General features: G+C 38.0%; 17 protein-coding genes. 14 read left to right on the forward strand and 3 right to left on the reverse strand.

Going from position 1 to position 18,995, the window contains the following annotated elements:
* The first annotated feature begins 3 nt into the window (after positions 1-3).
* Positions 4-2,277 carry a beta-glucosidase BglX gene (gene bglX, locus E4T88_RS00290; protein ID WP_135103467.1) on the forward strand — a complete coding sequence of 758 codons (2,274 nt, stop codon included), beginning with the start codon at positions 4-6 and terminating at the stop codon, positions 2,275-2,277.
* A 71-nt stretch (positions 2,278-2,348) separates the two neighbouring features.
* Here bglX and E4T88_RS00295 read toward each other — a convergent pair whose 3' ends face one another.
* Together E4T88_RS00295 and E4T88_RS00300 are read right to left on the reverse strand one after the other, a co-directional pair.
* Positions 2,349-2,678, reverse strand: coding sequence for a hypothetical protein (locus E4T88_RS00295; RefSeq protein ID WP_135103469.1), 330 nt, complete (start codon positions 2,676-2,678; stop codon positions 2,349-2,351).
* Positions 2,679-2,769: 91 nt separating this feature from the next.
* On the reverse strand, positions 2,770-4,032 hold the full coding sequence (locus E4T88_RS00300) for a phosphoglycerate kinase (RefSeq protein ID WP_135103471.1): 1,263 nt from the start codon (positions 4,030-4,032) through the stop codon (positions 2,770-2,772).
* Positions 4,033-4,588: 556 nt separating this feature from the next.
* Here E4T88_RS00300 and E4T88_RS00305 point away from each other — a divergent pair.
* From E4T88_RS00305 to E4T88_RS00365, 13 genes are all read left to right on the forward strand, one after another.
* Positions 4,589-5,581: an AAA family ATPase gene (locus E4T88_RS00305; RefSeq protein ID WP_135103472.1), complete on the forward strand. Its 993-nt coding sequence runs from the start codon at positions 4,589-4,591 to the stop codon at positions 5,579-5,581.
* Positions 5,582-5,633: 52 nt separating this feature from the next.
* Positions 5,634-5,990, forward strand: a complete 357-nt coding sequence (locus E4T88_RS00310) for a four helix bundle protein (protein ID WP_135103474.1) — start codon at positions 5,634-5,636, stop codon at positions 5,988-5,990.
* A gap of 40 nt (positions 5,991-6,030) precedes the next feature.
* On the forward strand, positions 6,031-6,900 hold the full coding sequence (locus tag E4T88_RS00315) for a DUF58 domain-containing protein (RefSeq protein ID WP_135103475.1): 870 nt from the start codon (positions 6,031-6,033) through the stop codon (positions 6,898-6,900).
* Between the two features lie 23 nt (positions 6,901-6,923).
* Complete coding sequence (locus E4T88_RS00320; protein ID WP_135103477.1) at positions 6,924-7,985, forward strand: hypothetical protein; 1,062 nt, start codon at positions 6,924-6,926, stop codon at positions 7,983-7,985.
* A gap of 11 nt (positions 7,986-7,996) precedes the next feature.
* Positions 7,997-8,980 carry a vWA domain-containing protein gene (locus tag E4T88_RS00325; RefSeq protein ID WP_135103478.1) on the forward strand — a complete coding sequence of 328 codons (984 nt, stop codon included), beginning with the start codon at positions 7,997-7,999 and terminating at the stop codon, positions 8,978-8,980.
* 24 nt (positions 8,981-9,004) lie between these two features.
* Positions 9,005-10,033: a vWA domain-containing protein gene (locus E4T88_RS00330; protein WP_135103479.1), complete on the forward strand. Its 1,029-nt coding sequence runs from the start codon at positions 9,005-9,007 to the stop codon at positions 10,031-10,033.
* Between the two features lie 110 nt (positions 10,034-10,143).
* Positions 10,144-10,941 (forward strand): tetratricopeptide repeat protein, encoded by a 798-nt coding sequence (locus E4T88_RS00335; protein ID WP_135103481.1) that lies wholly within the window; start codon positions 10,144-10,146, stop codon positions 10,939-10,941.
* Between the two features lie 2 nt (positions 10,942-10,943).
* Positions 10,944-11,798, forward strand: a complete 855-nt coding sequence (locus tag E4T88_RS00340) for a BatD family protein (protein ID WP_135103483.1) — start codon at positions 10,944-10,946, stop codon at positions 11,796-11,798.
* A 52-nt stretch (positions 11,799-11,850) separates the two neighbouring features.
* Positions 11,851-13,686 (forward strand): BatD family protein, encoded by a 1,836-nt coding sequence (locus tag E4T88_RS00345; RefSeq protein WP_135103485.1) that lies wholly within the window; start codon positions 11,851-11,853, stop codon positions 13,684-13,686.
* Positions 13,687-13,697: 11 nt separating this feature from the next.
* On the forward strand, positions 13,698-14,540 hold the full coding sequence (locus E4T88_RS00350) for a tetratricopeptide repeat protein (protein WP_135103486.1): 843 nt from the start codon (positions 13,698-13,700) through the stop codon (positions 14,538-14,540).
* Between the two features lie 44 nt (positions 14,541-14,584).
* A complete protein-coding gene (locus tag E4T88_RS00355; protein ID WP_006844561.1) occupies positions 14,585-15,280 on the forward strand; it encodes a phosphatase PAP2 family protein in 696 nt (231 codons plus the stop codon).
* Positions 15,281-15,358: 78 nt separating this feature from the next.
* A complete protein-coding gene (locus E4T88_RS00360) occupies positions 15,359-15,613 on the forward strand; it encodes a DNA-binding protein (protein ID WP_135103488.1) in 255 nt (84 codons plus the stop codon).
* Between the two features lie 145 nt (positions 15,614-15,758).
* Positions 15,759-16,880, forward strand: a complete 1,122-nt coding sequence (locus E4T88_RS00365) for a universal stress protein (RefSeq protein WP_006844563.1) — start codon at positions 15,759-15,761, stop codon at positions 16,878-16,880.
* Between the two features lie 97 nt (positions 16,881-16,977).
* On the opposite strand, the gene E4T88_RS00370 is transcribed toward E4T88_RS00365, so the two are convergent.
* A complete protein-coding gene (locus E4T88_RS00370; RefSeq protein ID WP_135103490.1) occupies positions 16,978-18,885 on the reverse strand; it encodes a TlpA family protein disulfide reductase in 1,908 nt (635 codons plus the stop codon).
* Positions 18,886-18,995: the final 110 nt, after the last annotated feature.

Raw genomic sequence — 18,995 nt, forward strand, 5'->3', positions numbered from 1 at the left:
ATTATGAGAAAAGTTTTATTATTAGCTCTTTGGGGACTATCCTTATGTGTGTATAGTCAAAACAAAGGCGATACAAAGATGAATCAGTTTATAGATAATCTGATGCAGCAAATGACATTTGAAGAGAAAGTGGGGCAGTTAAATCTTGCAGCATCACCTGCTCTGATGACAGGGACTACTTTTACTGAGAATATAAATGAAAAGCTTACAAAAAGCCAACTCGGAGCTTTCTTAAATGTTATAAGCCCTGAAGAACAGAAAAAGGCTCAGGAAATAGTAACTACACAAACACGCATGAAGATTCCGCTTCTTTTTGGATTGGATGTTATTCATGGCTACAAAACTATTTTCCCTATTCCGTTAGCTCTTGCATGTACATGGGATCCGGCTTTGATTGAGAAAACAGCACGCAGAGCTATTGTAGAAGCTACCAGTACAGGTATAAACTGGGTATATTCACCGATGGTAGATATCTCTCGCGATCCGCGTTGGGGACGTGTGGCTGAAGGTGCAGGCGAAGATCCGTATCTTGGCGGACTTGTTGCAAAAGCAATGATTAGAGGTATTCAAGGTGACGATCTGAGTGCTGATAATACAGCTATGGCATGCGTAAAGCACTTTGCCCTTTATGGAGCATCGGAGGCTGGTAAGGATTATAACACAGTGGACATGAGTCGGGTTCAGATGTTTAATTACTACATGGAGCCATATAAAGCAGCCGTAGAAGCCGGAACAGGAAGCTTGATGACATCATTCAATTTGGTAGAAGGAATTCCTGCTACAGGAAACAAATGGTTGCTTACAGATGTGTTGAGAAAACAGTGGGGCTTTGATGGTTTTATTGTTACTGACTTTACATCTCTCAACGAAATGATAGATCATGGTATGGGAGATCTGGAAACAGTAACCGGTTTAGCTCTAAATGCTGGAGTAGATATGGATATGGCCGGAGAAGCTTTCTTAACAAAGTTAGCCGGATTAGTAAAAAAAGGTGTTGTAAAACAAGCAGATATAGACGCAGCTTGTAGAAGAGTGCTTGAAGCTAAATATAAACTTGGTTTGTTTGAAGATCCTTTCCGCTATTTGAAGCGTGTAGGAGAGCCATTGGTGACACCAGAATCGAGAGCTTTGGCTCGTGAAGCTGCCAGACAATCTACTGTTTTACTGAAGAATGCAAACCAAACTTTGCCTTTACAGAATAAAGGGAAAATTGCTTTGGTCGGTCCTCTTATGGATTCCCAATATGATATGATGGGTACATGGGCACTTACTGCCGATAAGAAATATTCGATAACACTAAAAGAAGGTATTAAAAATGCAGTGGGTGATAATGCTACTGTAGTATATGCAAAAGGAGCTAATATAGTTGATGATGAGTTTATCTTTGATAAGTCAAATTTCTATGGTTTCCCATTTGTATCCAAAGATCCTAAATCTCCGGAAGAATTACTAAAAGAAGCTATTGAAGTTGCAAAACAGTCTGACGTTGTAGTTGTGGCTTTAGGTGAAGGAAATAGCCAAAGTGGAGAATCGGCATCAAGAACAAATATTGATCTTTTCGAAAACCAAAAAACATTGCTTAAAGAGCTTGTGAAAACAGGTAAGCCTGTAGTATTGGTACTGTTTAACGGACGCCCTCTTACATTAACTTGGGAAGATGAGAATTGTGCTGCCATCGTAGAGGCTTGGGCTCCCGGTAGTGAAGCGGGTAACGCTGTCGCAGATATCTTATTTGGCGATTACAATCCATCGGGTAAGATAACAATGACTTTCCCTCGTTCGGTTGGGCAAATTCCTATCTACTACAATCATATGAATACAGGTAGACCGTATGTGGAAGGCGGCCCTCATAAGTTTAAAGCAAATTATATTGACGAGGTTAATGAGCCGCTTTATCCATTCGGATATGGCCTTAGCTATACTACTTTCGAGTATGGTGATGTTAAGCTCAACTCAAATAAGATGAATGAGAACGGAAGTGTAGAAGCTAGTGTAACTGTATCGAATACAGGAAATAAAGATGGAAATGAAATCGTACAGCTATATATCAGAGATGAGGCTGCCAGTATTTCAAGACCGGTGAAAGAACTGAAAGGTTTTGAGAAGATATTCCTGAAAGCAGGTGAAACAAAAACAGTTAAGTTTACAATAACTGCCGATCAGTTGAAATTCTACAATAATAATATAGATTATGTTTGTGAGCCGGGTATGTTTGAAGTCATGATCGGAAAGAATAGCCAAGATGTAAAATCAAGCAAATTCGAGTTGGTGAAATAATCGATTCTCTTAAATATTATAATTATAATAGAAAAACACCTTCGGATGAATAGTCCGAAGGTGTTTTATTATTATTTTGAGGTATCAGAGGACGAGGATGGAGATGGTCTGTTCTCAAATTCATACTTGTTTAACCATACTTTATTCCACCCCAACAGTTTGCCATCTACAAACCTGAGTTTATATATTCCGTCATCAAACGCTTTATAACCCCAGACTATGACATTGTCTTTAGCTTCCACTACTTCATATTGATCTCCCATAATAGAGACAATTTGTTGTTGAGACATTCCTATGCTAATATTTCTGATATTTTTGTCTGCATTTTTCATGCTATTGTATGTGCTACATGAAAACAGGAGCATGCTGAAAGTAATTAAAAGTAATAGTTTTTTAGCCATAGCATTTGTTTTGATTATTTTAGAATAAAGATAAAAAAAGTCCGTATAATATTATACGGACTTTACATATTTTATTTGATTAATTAAAATCTTAGTATCCTCTGATAGCTTTGATTCCCGGAAGAACTTTACCTTCGATGAATTCAAGTAAAGCACCACCACCTGTAGAAACATAAGATACCTCATCTGCAAGGTTGAACTTATTTACAGCAGCAACAGAGTCACCACCACCTACAAGAGAGAAAGCTCCGGCTTTGGTAGCAGTAGCAACAGCTTCAGCAGTTACTTTTGTTCCTTGTGCGAAGTTGTCGAACTCGAATACACCTACAGGACCATTCCAAAGAATAGTTTTTGAAGCCATAAGTACATCTGCAATTTCTTTTTCGCCTTTAGGACCTATATCTAATCCCATCCATCCGTCAGGGATAGCGTTAGCTTCTGATATTTCAGTATTAGCGTCGTTGCTGAAAGCATCTGCTATTTTAGCATCGCTTGCTATTACTAATTGTACACCATTCGCTTTAGCTTTGGCTACAATTTCGTTAGCAAGGTCTAGCTTGTCATTTTCTACAAGAGAATTTCCGATCTTACCACCTGCTGCTTTGATGAAAGTAAATGCCATACCACCACCAATAACAAGATTGTTTACTTTATCCAATAGGTTTTCAATGATGTCGATTTTTGAAGAAACCTTAGCACCACCAATGATAGCAGTAAACGGACGTGCTGTATCTTTCAATACTTTTTCTACAGCGTCAATTTCTTTCTGCATCAGGTAACCGAACATTTTGTGTTCAGCATCGAAGTAATCTGCAATAAGAGCAGTCGAAGCATGTGCACGGTGAGCTGTACCAAAAGCATCGTTTACATAAACATCCGCATAAGAAGCAAGTGTTTTAGTGAACTCTTTTTGGCTTTCTTTTATAGCTTTTTTCGCAGCAGCTTTTTCTTCATCGCTTGCATCTTCTGCCAAACCACGAGGCTTGCCTTCTTCTTCGGCATAGAAACGAAGATTTTCGAGCAATAATGCTTCTCCCGGTTGAAGGGCAGCAGCTTTTACTCCGGCATCTTCGCCTACGCAATCATTTGCAAACTGTACATCTACACCAAGAAGTTTAGATACGTGAGCAAGGATATGTTTCAATGAATATTTTTCTTCTACTCCTTTTGGACGACCAAGGTGAGATGCTATAATCGGGCTACCACCATCAGCTACGATCTTTTTTAGGGTAGGCATAGCCGCACGAATACGAGTGTCATCTGTGATGTTGAATTGTGCATCTAGAGGCACATTGAAATCAACTCGTACAAAGACTTTTTTGCCTGCAAAGTTGAATTTGTCAATTGTAATCATGATTTGTTTTAGTTAAATATAAATAATATTACTGATTATCAATGCTTTGTTAGGGGCTGCTGCCCATTTTAAAAAGTGATACAAATATACTAAATTCTGTGAGAGATATTTTATGAAAAAATGAAATTATAGTAAAATTTGACAGAATATTAATTTAACTCGAAGATTTGTTAATCCGAGTTTGCAAAAAAGATAAAACTTTAGTGCACTCATTTTATAGGTGATTAAAATGAGAATGTACTTCTCTCTTTTCTTTATTATATTATTAAGATCAAAGGGTAAATCTTTCGCTTTACTATAGTTCTTTTTGTACAATGTGTATCCGAAGATAATCTTTTCGTAGTGTTATGATTGTTAGACTATAATTAAGGAATGGAAATATAAAAAGTTGATTTATGTTATATCTGCTTTTTGATATTTATTTCTAGGCCTTTAAATACTTCATTCTGCTTAATTTTTTTTAACTCCGAATTATCGCTTTTAAGATTTAACATTTCTATTTTTGTCGTGCTTACTAAAAATGAAGATCAATATAAACTCAAAATAGAAGAAAAATATGGCACATGTTGATATTCGGGAGCTTACCGAAAGAATTCAAAGCAAAAGTTCATTCGTCGAATCACTCACAATGGGAATGGATCGGGTTATTGTGGGCCAAAAGCATCTGGTAGAGTCGTTGCTTATCGGTCTGCTCGCTGATGGACATATATTGCTGGAAGGTGTTCCCGGTCTCGCAAAAACGTTGGCAATAAAGTCTTTGGCGTCACTTATCGATGCTAAATATAGTCGTATTCAGTTTACTCCCGATTTGCTTCCGGCCGATGTGGTGGGAACAATGATCTATAGCCAGAAAACTGAAGAATTCTTAGTGAAACATGGGCCAGTGTTCTCTAACTTTGTATTAGCCGATGAAATTAACCGTGCTCCAGCCAAGGTACAAAGTGCTTTGCTTGAGGCTATGCAAGAGCGTCAGGTTACTATCGGAGAGAAAACCTACAAGCTGCCGTCTCCTTTCCTTGTGATGGCTACACAGAACCCTATTGAGCAAGAAGGTACTTATCCGCTTCCTGAAGCTCAGGTTGACCGTTTCATGCTGAAGGTGGTAATTAACTATCCGAAAAAAGAAGAAGAAAAATTGATCCTCAGAAATAACCTCGCCGGAGATTATGGTAGCCTTCAGCCGGTAATGAAAGCCGAAGAAATCATAAGTGCCCGTGAAGTGGTTCGTGATGTTTATTTGGACGAAAAAATTGAAAAATATATTGTAGATATAGTATTTGCTACTCGTTTCCCTGAAGATAACGGGCTGGCATCTTTGAAAGGTATGATCGGGTTCGGAGCTTCTCCACGTGCATCTATCAGCCTTGCCCTTGCGTCAAGAGCTTATGCTTTTATCAAACGCAGAGGATATGTGATACCGGAAGATATACGTGCAGTATGTCATGATGTATTGCGTCACCGTATCGGTTTGACATACGAAGCTGAGGCAAATAATACTACATCTGATGAAATAATAAGTGAAATCTTAAATAAGATTGAAGTTCCGTAATTGATCACAGTCAACAGTTAACAGAGAGCAGTTAGCAATGTAATAAACTGAAATGATAACAAACAGTCTTGTATATGAAAAAGCTTATTCTTTTGCAATAAGAATTGTAAATGCTTATAAGTTCTTAAAAGATAAACAAGAGTTTGTTCTATCAAAACAACTGTTGAGAGCAGGAACTTCTGTCGGAGCTAATATAGCAGAAGCCAACGGCGCTATTTCGGATTCGGATTTTTCAGCTAAAATCAGTATAGCATATAAGGAAATATTGGAGACTAAATATTGGCTTTCTTTACTTAAAGATACCGGATATATTTCTCCTGATACTTTTAATGACGTGCATGAAGATGCTGATGAAATAGCTAAAATGTTATACTCTATATTAAAGATAACTCGAATAAATAAAATTTAATAATTGTTGACTGTTAACTGATAACTGTTAACTGAACAAGATGGAAACAAGCGAATTATTAAAGAAAGTACGTCAGATAGAGATTAAAACCCGTGGATTATCCCGCAATATTTTTGCCGGTCAGTATCACTCTGCTTTTAAGGGGCGTGGTATGGCTTTCTCAGAAGTGCGAGAATATCAGTATGGAGACGATATCCGCGATATAGATTGGAACGTGACAGCACGATACAACAAGCCTTATGTAAAGGTCTTCGAAGAAGAACGCGAGCTTACCGTTATGTTGCTTGTCGACGTTTCTGCCAGTCAGGATTTTGGTACACACCTTTCTGTAAAGAGAGATGTCGTAACCGAAATTGCTGCTACTCTGGCCTTTTCTGCTATACAAAATAACGATAAGATCGGAGTAATCTTCTTTTCTGATAAGATCGAAAAATTCATCCCTCCAAAGAAAGGGAAGAAACATATCTTGTACATTATCCGCGAATTGATCAACTTTCAGGCAGAAAGTCCCAAAACTGATATGGGAATGGCTCTGAAATTTTTGACGAATGCTATAAAAAAGAGATGTACAACCTTTATGATATCCGACTTTATTGATGTCAAAGATTACTACAATGCGCTCACGATAGCAAATCGTAAACACGATATTGTTGCGTTGCAGGTATATGATTCTCTCGAAACTCAGTTGCCTAGCATTGGTCTTATGAAGATACTGGATGCAGAGAGCGGAAGCGAACATTGGATCGACACCTCGTCTCGTAAGGTAAGACAGACGTATAAAGATTGGTGGCAGAAACAACAGGATAGTATGCAAACCTCATTCAATCGCAGCAAGGTGGACAGTGTATCGGTGCGTACCGATGAAGATTATGTGAAAGCATTGTTGGCTTTATTTAAAAAGAGAAGTTGAAAATAAAATCGATACATTGATATATGTTGAAATTGAAAAATATAATACTGCTTAGCTTATTCTTCTGTTTGAGTTTTGCGCTTCATGCACAAAAGTCGACCGTAAGGGCAACTATACAGCCGTCGGATATATTGATTGGTGAGCAGGCAGTTATAAATGTAGAAGTTATTGCCCCAAAAGGGAAGAATATTATTTTCCCTGCCTACAAGGACACACTAATCAGGGGGGTAGAAGTTCTCGCGATGTTGAAGCCGGATACAACAATGACTGAGGTGATGACTATCAATCAGAAATACATTGTTACCTCATTCGACTCTACGCTGTATCATATACCTTATATGATGGTGATAGATGGCATAGATACCCTGAAGACAAATGATTTTGGGCTCAAAGTGTCTGCTCCGCAACTATCCGACTCTACGTTAGCTTATCTCGAACGATTGAAAAATCATGAGACTGACTCTATCGATTTTGCTAAGCTTCAGATTAACGATATCAAGGATGTCCAATCTCCTCCATTTGTATGGCTCGATTATTTGGAATACTTGTATATACTTTTCCTGGCATCTCTTATTATATTATTGATTGCTGCCTTAGTTTATCTCTATTACAGGAAAAAGAAAAAAGGATATTATTTTACTCCTAAAATTGTATTGCCTCCTCACGTCGAAGCATTGCAGGGTCTTGATAAACTCAAGGATTCAAAAATGTGGCAGCGAGGTATGGAGAAAGAATATTATACCGAATTGACTGATATCCTTCGTAAGTATATTGGTCGTCGTTTTGATATTGCTGCTCCCGAAATGATATCGGACGATATTATTGCCGCTGTTCATCTGGTTACAGATACAAAATCTGCGACAGACGGACTTGCTCAAATCCTGAAACTGTCCGATCTTGTGAAGTTTGCAAAATATACACCTTTTGCCGATGAAAACGACCTTAGTTTGGTTAATGCATTCTTGTTTGTAAATCAGACCAAGATAGAAGAAAGACCTACATTGGAAGAACAGAAGGAAGGAAAAGAAGCGCAGGGGGAAACAAGTGCAACAGGAAATCAAAATATGAATAATAAACAAAGCTAAAAGATACAGAAATGGAATATGCCAATCCGAAATATTTATACTTACTCTTATTGCTTATACCTCTTATTGGGTGGTATATCTTTAAGCTAAGGAAAATGCAGGCTACATTCAAGTTGTCTTCTGGCTATGCATTCGAAAAAGCACCGTCGACACTGAGGGTATATATGCGTCACTTTCCCTTTTTGTTGAGGGTAATTGCTATTGCCCTTGTTATAATAGTGTTGGCAAGACCTCAGAGTGTCAATTCTTCAGATATATCCAAGTCGGAAGGGATAGACATTATTATGGCGCTGGATATATCAGGAACCATGATGGCGAACGACTTCTCTCCAACTCGTTTGGAGGCGGCAAAGAAAGTTGCATCCGAATTTATCAACGACAGGCAAAGCGACCGTATCGGTTTGGTCATTTTTGCGGGTGAGAGTTTTACTCAATGTCCGTTGACTACAGACCACCGGGTACTTCTCAACTTATTGAGCGAAGTTAAATTCGGAATGATAGAAGATGGTACAGCCATAGGATTGGGACTAGCCAACTCCGTAAACAGATTGAAAGACAGTCAGTCGAAATCTCGTGTTGTTATCCTTCTGACAGACGGTTCTAACAACGCCGGACAGATTGCGCCGTTGACAGCTGCTGAGCTGGCCGCATCATACGGAATACGTGTTTATACGATTGGTATAGGTTCGAGAGGAACGTCAGTGGCACGTGTCATGACTCCGTACGGAATGCAATCGATGAATGTATCGGGCGACTTTGACGAACGCACATTGACCGAGATAGCCTCTAAAACGGGAGGTTCGTACTTCCGTGCTACGGACAATACCAGTTTGAGTGGCATATATGACGAAATAGATCAAATGGAAAAGTCTCATATAAGTGTAAATACTGTGACAAAGCGTAAAGAGCTTTATTTGCCTTTTGCAATTATGGCTTTAGTGCTGATCGGAGGAGAACTTATTCTGCGACGTACATGGTTGAGAAATATTCCATAAATAAAACAAGTGTAAGCATTAATTATGAGTGTATTTAAGTTTGCAAATCCCGAATTCCTATATTTGTTCCTTGCCATACCTTTATTTGTTATTGGCTTTATCTTATTGAATATAGCTAAACGTAAAAGTGTGGAAAAGCTGGGGACATTGTCTTTGGTGAAGAAAATGATGCCGGAACTATCGTTAAAACGTTCTTATCTTAAATTTTGGATAACGATGGTTGCAATAGGATTTGGTATCATCGTTTTGGCTCGTCCACAATTTGGGACAAAGGTTGAGAAAGTAGATAAAAAAGGAATAGAGCTGGTTATTGCTATAGACGTTTCTAATTCGATGATGGCGGAAGATATAAGCCCGAGCCGATTGGTAAAGGCAAAGCAAATATTGACTCGTATTATCGATGAACGTAAGAATGATAAGGTAGCAATTGTGGTTTTTGCAGGAGAGGCATTTATACAGTTACCTCTGACACCTGACAATCAATCGGCGAAGTTATTCCTCGAAACGATCAATCCGAGTCTTGTGCCTGTACAGGGTACTGCCATTGGTAGTGCTATAGATATGAGCATGAGTTGCTTCTCTAACGATGCCGATATAGATAAAGCTATTGTGCTTATCACAGACGGAGAGGGGCATGAGGGTAATGCAGAAGAGGCTGCTGCCCGTGCTGCGAGTAAAGGTGTGCATGTGAATGTAGTAGGAATAGGAACGGCAGAGGGTGCAATGATTCCCGAAGCTGAAAATTCACGAGATATAAAAAGGGACACGCAAGGGCAACCCGTAGTTACCAAGCTTAATGAAGAAATGTGTCGTCAGATAGCAAAAGCCGGAGAAGGATTGTATGCGCATGCTGATAATTCTAACAGTGCGCTGAAAAGCTTACAGGCAGAGCTGGATAAACTACAGAAGAAAGAAATAGATGGTATTGCATATTCTGAATATGACGAAAAATATCAGATTTTTGCATGGGCTCTATTGGTTTTACTCTTTGTAGAGATTTGTATCTTCGAAAAGAAGAATAGAATATTCAGAAATATAAGGTTGTTTAAGTAAGATAAGTAATGCACGTTTTTTGTCATGCTAAGGTAACGAAGAGCTTAGTCGGAGAGATATAAGATTTATTACTTTGTTTTGAAATGACATCATAATTGAATATCGACGAAATGAAAAAAATTATATTTATAACACTTTTTACCCTGATCGCAGTTAGTTTATCGGCTCAGAAAGAATCACGCAAAGCCGTTCGCTCAGGTAATAAGGCATATAAAGACCAACGATACGGTGCTGCCGAAGCCGAATATCACAAAGCGCTGAAAGATGATGCCGCATCGAAAGAAGCTTCATTCAATCTTGCAAACGCATATTACAAACAACAAAAGTGGGACGATGCCTTGAAAGAGTATCAACATTATCTCACATTGGAGAATCAGAATCCCATCAAGATGAGTGCTGCTTGGAGTAATATGGGAAACACTTTCTTGAAAAAGAAAGCAAATGAAAAAGGACAAGGTCAACAAGCTCCCGTACCTCAGGGGCAGCAGCCCCAACAACCCCAACAACAACAGGGGGATAATCTGAAAATGTCGATGGAAGCGTATAAGAACGCATTGCGTTTGAATCCGAAAGATGATAATACACGTTATAATCTGGCTGTTGTACAGAAAATGATACAAGACCGACAAAACGAAGATCAGAATAAGGATCAAAATAAAGATCAGAACAAAGATCAAAAACAAGACCAAAATAAGGATCAAAACCAAGACCAGAATCAGAACAAGGATCAGAAACAAGACCAAAAAGATCAGAAGGATCAAAATCAAATGTCGCAAGACAATATGCAACAGATGTTGCAAGCTATAGAGCAAGACGAAAAAAATACTCAAGAACGCGTAAACCAAGCGAAGGCTCAGGAACGCAAACAAAAGAATGAAAATAACAGAAAGCAGAATAAAGACTGGTAATAATGAAAAGAAGTAATATTCTCTCATTTCATCGGCTTTTAGTTTTGTTCTTCGCCTTATCTTTTTATATCTCTTTAGCAGGACAGGAGAACAAAGTGAGGATAAAAGCACCTGAAACGGTAACTGTTGGAGAGCAGTTTACAGTCGCTTATATTGTGGAAAGTGATAAGGAAGTGAAAGAACCTGTAATCATCAAAAATATGAATGGGTTTGAAATTCTTTACGGGCCTTCTTTGTCCGCATCAAGTTCTACCGTGTTTAAAAAAGGGAAGAGGGTACAGTCTTTTTCGGCTACATCAACCTATATACTTCGTGCACCCGAAAAGGGTAAGTTTTCTTTGCCACAGGCAGAAGTGAATATCGATGGTAAGAAGTATAAATCGGAAAGTTTAAAGATAGAAGTACGATCACTAGAAGAGAATATAGCTAAGGTGAAGGATGTAGATGCTTTTCTAAAAGTGGTAGCCTCCAAAACCAGTGTTAACCTCTCGGATACGTTAACCCTCTCTTATCGTCTATATACAACAAAGGATATATATAAGATCGTGGATGTAGACTTTCCGTATCCGAATGATTTCTATTCAAGTGATATAACCCGCTTGAGACAGTCATTTTCTGAAGAAGTAATAAACGGAAAAACATACAAAGTAGTGGAAATGCGAAAACTACTCTTGCAACCTCGCAAAATCGGAGAAATGGTATTGCCCGAGGGTTCAGTGACTGTTCAGTATTCGACTCCTACCGGACGGAAAGTAAGAGATATTTGGGGAGATGTATACGACGAGTCGGTGACTAACGACAAGGTGCTGAAAATAGATTCGGTAGTTATACGTGTTCAAGACTTGAAAGCTATATAAAGTAAAAATATTACTTTTGTGATAATCTTTAGAAAAATAAATTGAGAGAGTAATGAAGAGGTGTTCGTTTTTATTGATATTATTACTCATAAGTGTTTCAAAAATATTGGCCGATGACATCTCGTTTGTCATCAATGCTCCTGCATCTACCGTAAAAGGAGCTCAGATACAACTGCAATATATATTGAAAGGAGGGAGTGGAAACAATATCCAGATTCCTGATGAGATAAGAGGATTTGATATTCTTTTCGGACCTTCTGTATCTCAGGTTTATAGCTCTTCTAATATCAATGGGAAAGTTAGCTCGGAGAGCAATACAACTTTCACCTATGTACTGATGGCTAATGCTGAAGGGACATTTACACTACCTGCTGCGTCAATTAAGGCTAATGGTAAGAATTATAGGTCGGGAACGGCTCAAATAAAAGTATTGCCACCCGATAAGAACGCACAGCCTCAACAGCCGGGACGTAATCCTCAAGTTATTACCCAGACATCAAAAGAAGGAAATGTGAGTCCTGATGATGCCTTTGTAAGAGCCATATTCTCTAAAACTAAAGTAAAAGAACAGGAAGCTGTTGTAGTAACATTCCGATTCTATACCGTACTTAATATCAGAGATGTTGGTAAAATACAATTCCCTGAATTTGAAGGCTTCATGACAGAGGATTTTGATATGGCCACAAACCGACAAATGACAGCTGAGCATTATAAAGGTCGAAACTACATGGCAATAGATGTAAAGAAGACCTTGTTGTTCCCTCAACGCTCGGGCAAGATAACCATTCCTTCGGGAACGATGGAGATTGTTTTTGAGGTTTCTTCAGGACGTAAAGTACAGACCTTCTTCGGTCCTCAGGATGTGATGACAGAAGCTAAGAAGATATTGAAAACAACACCTGTTACTGTCGATATTTCGGCTCTTCCGTTACAAGATAAACCTGCTAACTTTTCGGGAGCAGTGGGTGCATTTACGTTTACGCCTACTATTTCTTCACAGAAAGTGAAAGCGAATGATGCTGTAACCATCAAGCTAAATATTTCGGGTACAGGTAACCTGAAGCTTATAAAGAATCCGGAAATAAAATTCCCTAAAGATATAGAGACTTACGATCCTCAGGTGAAAAACGATTATAAGTTGACTGAGAACGGTTTGTCGGGTACAAAGACGATAGAATATATGTTTATCCCTCGTTATCCGGGTAAGTTTACTATTCCTCCTATCGAATTTTCATATTTCGATACACGTACCAATACTTACAAAACGGTATCTTCTCCATCTTACGAATTGGATGTAGATAAAGATCCGAATGCAGGGAAGAATGTATCAACAAGCTATTCTAATCAGAAGGAACTGGAGATAAATCAGGATATACGTTATATAAAAACAGGCAGCTACTCGTTTAAGAATCCGAACGACTTTTTTGTCGGCTCTCTTTCCTATGTTCTTTGCTATCTCATCCCGCTTGCATTGTTTATTATCTTCTCGATTATATATAGGAAGCAAATACAGGCAAATGCAGATATAGCCCTGATGCGTACCAAGAAGGCAAATAAAGTTGCAACTAAACGCCTGAAACTTGCCAAACAATATTTGCTTACACATAAAAAAGATAATTTCTACGAAGAGATACTTCGTGCTGTGTGGGGATATCTGAGCGATAAACTGACTATTCCGGTAGCTGATCTCAATAGAGAGAATATTGAAACAGAGCTTCGCAAATACGGAGTTGGAGACGATATTATAGGAACGTTTATAAATATACTCGATACCGGAGAGTTTGCACGTTATGCTCCGTCAGAATCGGATGATGCGATGGATAAGCTCTATAACGATACGGTAGATGCTATCGGTAAAATGGAAAATACAATCAAAAAAATAAAATAATGATGCGTGAGATGAAACGAGTCATATTATCATACATATTCTTCCTTTTTGTATTCGCTATATCTTCATATGCACAAGATACAACCAATGTAAAAGTAGATAGTGCAACAGTGAAGCCTTCTGCTACGATTGCAGACAATAAGGGCGGTGATAATACTGTATTTGATAAAGCGAACGAGTTATACAATAGCGGAGACTTCCGCAAAGCAATAGATTTGCTCGAAAACGAAAAGAATGAACAAAAGAAACAGGGGTTAGAGTCTGCGGAATTATATTATAACCTTGGGAACTCATATTATCGGGTTAATGAAATTGCAAAAGCCCGCCTATATTACGAAAGAGCACATTTGCTCGATCCGGGAGACAGGGATACGAAGCATAATATAGATTATATTATGACTAAGATTGAAGATAAGATTCCTGTTGCTGATACGTTCTTTCTTAGCATCTGGTTCAATGGGGTACAAAATCTGTTTAGCTCAAATAGTTGGGCGAATATCGGTGTTGTTTCATTTCTCCTATTGATCGGCTGTTTAGTATTATTCTTCTTCACGAAACTGATTACGATTAAAAAAATAGCTTTCTATACCGGCATAGTATTCATTATAGTCGTTATATTTGCCAATGTGTTTTCGTTTAGGCAAAAGAGCCGCTTGGAATACCGGGACACAGCGGTAGTAATGGCTGCTTCGGCTTCTATGGTTAGCTCTCCCGATATAAATAGCAAAGAGCTTACAGTATTGCACGCAGGAACGAAGGTGTCGATAACAAAAGAAGATCGTAACTGGCTTGAAGTAGAAATAGATAATGGTACAGTGGGCTGGATACAACGCGATAAACTGGAAATAATCTGATTCCTTTTCTTCCATTTATATATTTACATGAGAATATTATTTTAATGAGTTTAGTAGAACGAATTTTACCCTATGAGAGGAATCTCTTTTTGTGGCTTAATGATCAGCATACCTCTTATTGGGATGTTTTTATGTGGATATATAGCGGCAAGCTTGTATGGCTTCCACTCGCAATCGTTGCAATAGGTGTTTTTGTTTACAAAATAAAATGGAAAGAGGCACTTCTGTTATTACTCTGTGCCGTTTTGGTTGGCGTGCTTTGTGACTATGTCTCTTCTTCTCTAATAAAGCCCTTTTTTGAACGTCTCAGACCTACCCATCATCCCGACTTTCAGAACTATGTAGACACTGTGCGTAATTACCGGGGAGGAAAGTATGGGTTTATATCCAATCATGCCGCTAATGGTTTTGGTATTGTCGCTTTTACATCTCTACTTTTCAGATATAAATATTATACAATCACCGTTCTTTTATGGGCATGCATAACAGGGTACTCCCGAATATACCTTGGAGTGCATTTTGTATCCGACGTTGTTGGAGGTGCAATATGGGGTGCATTGGTCGGTATTTCTATGTATTATGTTTATTTAACCTCACGCAGGTATATCTTAAAAGTTCCTAAAGAAGAACTGAAAATTCCTGTCTACACAAAAGTTAGGGCTCAGATACTAATGTGCACGATTTGGGTTCTGGTGATTTCGATCGCCATTTATAGCGCAGTATTTAATATTCCCACATAAAATCCATTGTTTTTCAAAAAAGAATTTTATAACTTTAGAACATATTCCTAATCATTTACCATTTAAAACTTAGAGAGTATGACTAGAGTTATCAGATTTGCAGAGCTAAGAAGGATTAAGGACACCTTACCGGATGGAAGTATACACCAAATAGCAGAAAAGTTAGAACTCCCGGTGGAAACTGTATGGAACTACTTTGGCGGATATAGTTACGAAAAAGGTCAAAGCTGCGGAATTCATATAGAACCGGGCCCGGATGGAGGATATGTCTCTATTGATGATACCACTATTTTGGATATGGCTTTAGAAATGATGGAATCAAGGGAGGCCTAAGAGAATAAGAGAGATGAATACGCCAGAAAGTGTTCATCTCTTTTCAAATATATCCGAACGTTTTTAGCTGCAAACATGATAATTTGCAATACTGAGAAAAAACGATTACAAAATTTGTACAAGAAATTATATAAATATGCCGATTATGGAAGATAAATTAGTAACACTAGCTATTCATACAAATGAAAAAGCCCAAATATTAAAACATGTATTGGAAGGTGAGAACATTGAAGTACATATCAATGATGTAGATCTTGATAATCCCGGAGTATCGGCCGGAGTTCGTATCCGAATAAAAGAATCTGATCTTCCTAAGGCGTTGAGTGTTGTAGAAAGTCGCCATTTGTTTAGCTACGATGAGGAAGAAACATATCGTACCGATGATGGACGCCAAAGGATTTTAATCCCTGTGGACTTCTCCGATTACTCTCTTAAGGCTTGTCGTATCGCTTTCAATCTGGCTCGTGAGCTGGGTGCAAAGGTCAAAATACTCCATGTGTATTTCAATCCTTATTATCCTACCGCCCTTCCTATGGCAGAGGCTTTTGCCTATCAGGGGAAAGAGGAAAAGGAATTTCAAAACATAATAGAGAAAGTAAAAGAGAATATTCAACGCCTCTGCAATACCATCGATAAGAAAGTATCTGAAGGCGAATTTCCGTCAGTGAATTATTCTTATGTACTTAGAGAGGGCTTGCCCGAAGAAGAAATTGTGACATTTACAAAGGAATATAAGCCATCAATCATCGTAATGGGCACTAGAGGGAAAGACCAGAAGGATGCCGACCTGATAGGTAGCGTAACAGCCGAAGTGATAGAAATGACACATGTGCCGCTGATAGCCATTCCCGAGAATACTCCGTTTAAGGATTTCAAGGATGTGAAGCACATTGCGTTTCTTACAAACTTTAGCCAAAGAGACCTAATTTCGTTCGACTTGTTAGCTAAATTATTACAACCTTATCAGGATATCCGTATCTCTTTGACTCATATTGCTGTGAAAAAATCGGATCAGTGGGACGAAATTAAGCTTCAAGGTATTAAAACGTACTTCTCGAAGCAATATCCAAATTTGAATCTCGATTATAAGCTCATCGATACTTCCGATATGCTGAAAAGCCTCGACGAATATATAAAAGATGATGGAATACAGGTATTGGCACTAACAACTAGCAAACGCAATATATTTGCCCGGATGTTTAGCCCTAGTATCTCCCGCAAGATGTTGTTCCACTCAGATACTCCGTTATTTGTATTGAGAGGGTAGAGCGGCTTGATAAGACATATAGTTGTACTTTATATATCTATCCGTATCTCTGAAAAGATACGGATAGCTTTTTTAAAATAGAGCTTATGCTATTCACTCACCATACTTTCGATAATTCTTCTAAGATTTTATCATTTCCGGGATATCCTGTAGTTTCAAAAACTTTCTTACCGTTCTTGTCAAAAATCATATAGGTTGGAATTCCATCTATATTATATTTCTTTTCCAAAGCACCCCATTGTAGATCTGTAAGGTAATAATGTAGACCACCGATCTCAGGCAGCATGCTTGTCCATTTACCCTTAGGCGATGTTTCTCCCGAAATATATACAGAAACAACCCCTTTCTCTTTCATTTGAGGTTTTATTGGTTTTATTGTTTTCATAGCCATCAGGCACGGGCCGCACCACGTTGCCCAAAAATCGACAAAAACAACTTGTCCTTTGTATTTAGCAATAATAGATTCCAGTATTTTATCATTTGTCACAACCGGTGTTGATTCAATCATAAACCCACCCTTTGCCAATGCTTCTTCCTGTTCTCGCTTACTTTTTTCAAAGATTTGTGTATATACCTCTTTATAATACGGTGTTGAAGCTTCAGACAATTTCTTTTCATCATTTGACGTTAGTTCTTCCAAAAGAAAACCTTTCTTTATTATTTTTGAAACCTTTTCCATGTCTTGGAAATATCCGGATTTGGTATCTGTTATCTCTTCGATACTTAAATCAGCAGGTTTACTATTCAGCAAGCTTAATACCGTATAACTAAGATCATCAGAGTAAACCAACATCGAGTCATTAAGATTTACTTTTTTAAGAGCAAGAAAATCTTTTTCTGTTGCTTTAGGAAGAGTTTTTTCAACAGGTTTATTCCAATCCAGTTTGTTCTTTTTGCGATAGCTCAATTCGTATACTCTGTGTTTCAGGGATATATTGTTTATAAGAGAACTTTTTAGATTATACTTCACAATTTGCTTCATAGCTTGAGGCAGGTCTGATTTTTCAACTTTCTGTATCTTTTCGTCATAAAGCCCAAAGATGTAATCAAGGTACTGCTCGCTGTCCATGTCCAGAATTGCCGGATCGCTAAGATCCCAATATGCATGCAACATAAAATTATAAGCAATCACAGAATCTTTGTATTGTAAAAGCTGTGTATTCAGCTCGGATAATCCGCCGGTGAATCCTCCGAAAGCTAAATCCGGCTGCGGGTTATAGCGAGAATTCCGTTTTGAGAAAGCCGTCGCATCATAATATACTTCCATATCTTCTCCCGGGTTGAGTATTACCTTTATCGATATATTATTACAAAAAAGATATCCTGTGGATGTAGAATACAGGTCTACATCGAAAGTGTATTTCCCATCTGATTCTTTTTTCCCTGCAACTCCATCCCTTTCCTGTGCAATTATATTTTCTACGCTAAGCTCGGGTTCGCCTATTGCATACCCATCTTTTAACCCTGTCAGATATAAAGTCACTTTTGTCCTGCCGGACTTAAATACAGGCTCCGGTAGCTTGTAATCTTTATTGGTTTTATAATTCAATACATTATCAGGTAAAGAGGGTTTATAAGCTTTAGCTTTTCCTGTAAGGTCGATATCCCATATCTTGAAACAATTATCACAATCAGATTCAATAAAGTCTATTGTTTTAGTTCCTTTTGGTATCGGCGGAAAGAATAGTGTAAAATGAGTCTCGCCACTCTCGGGCATCCAATGCTCTTTATTGAGTTTTATGCTATCTGCTCCTGTTATTATATACTTTTTTCCATCAGCTTGAATATATGTGGCCGAATCTATCCGAATCCAGGTTTCCGGATAAGAATAAGCATCTATATACAAAATTGTGGCTGAATCAGTCAGGATGATCTTGGCTATTTCAATCGTTTTTGTATTCTGTAATCCATACACAGGTCTTTCTATAATTTTAGGACCGGGTTTTGTACACTGGGTTATAGATAAACTCAAAAGAAGGAGAAAAAATAAATAAATTTTTTTCATGGTATTGTTGTTATGATAGTTAGCAATACAAAAGATTTTCCTAAGTTAGTTAAATAATCCAGACCAGAATCATTTGTAATAAACTATGTCATGAATAATGAGATATATTC

This window comes from Dysgonomonas mossii (genome assembly GCF_004569505.1).
Lineage (GTDB): Bacteria > Bacteroidota > Bacteroidia > Bacteroidales > Dysgonomonadaceae > Dysgonomonas.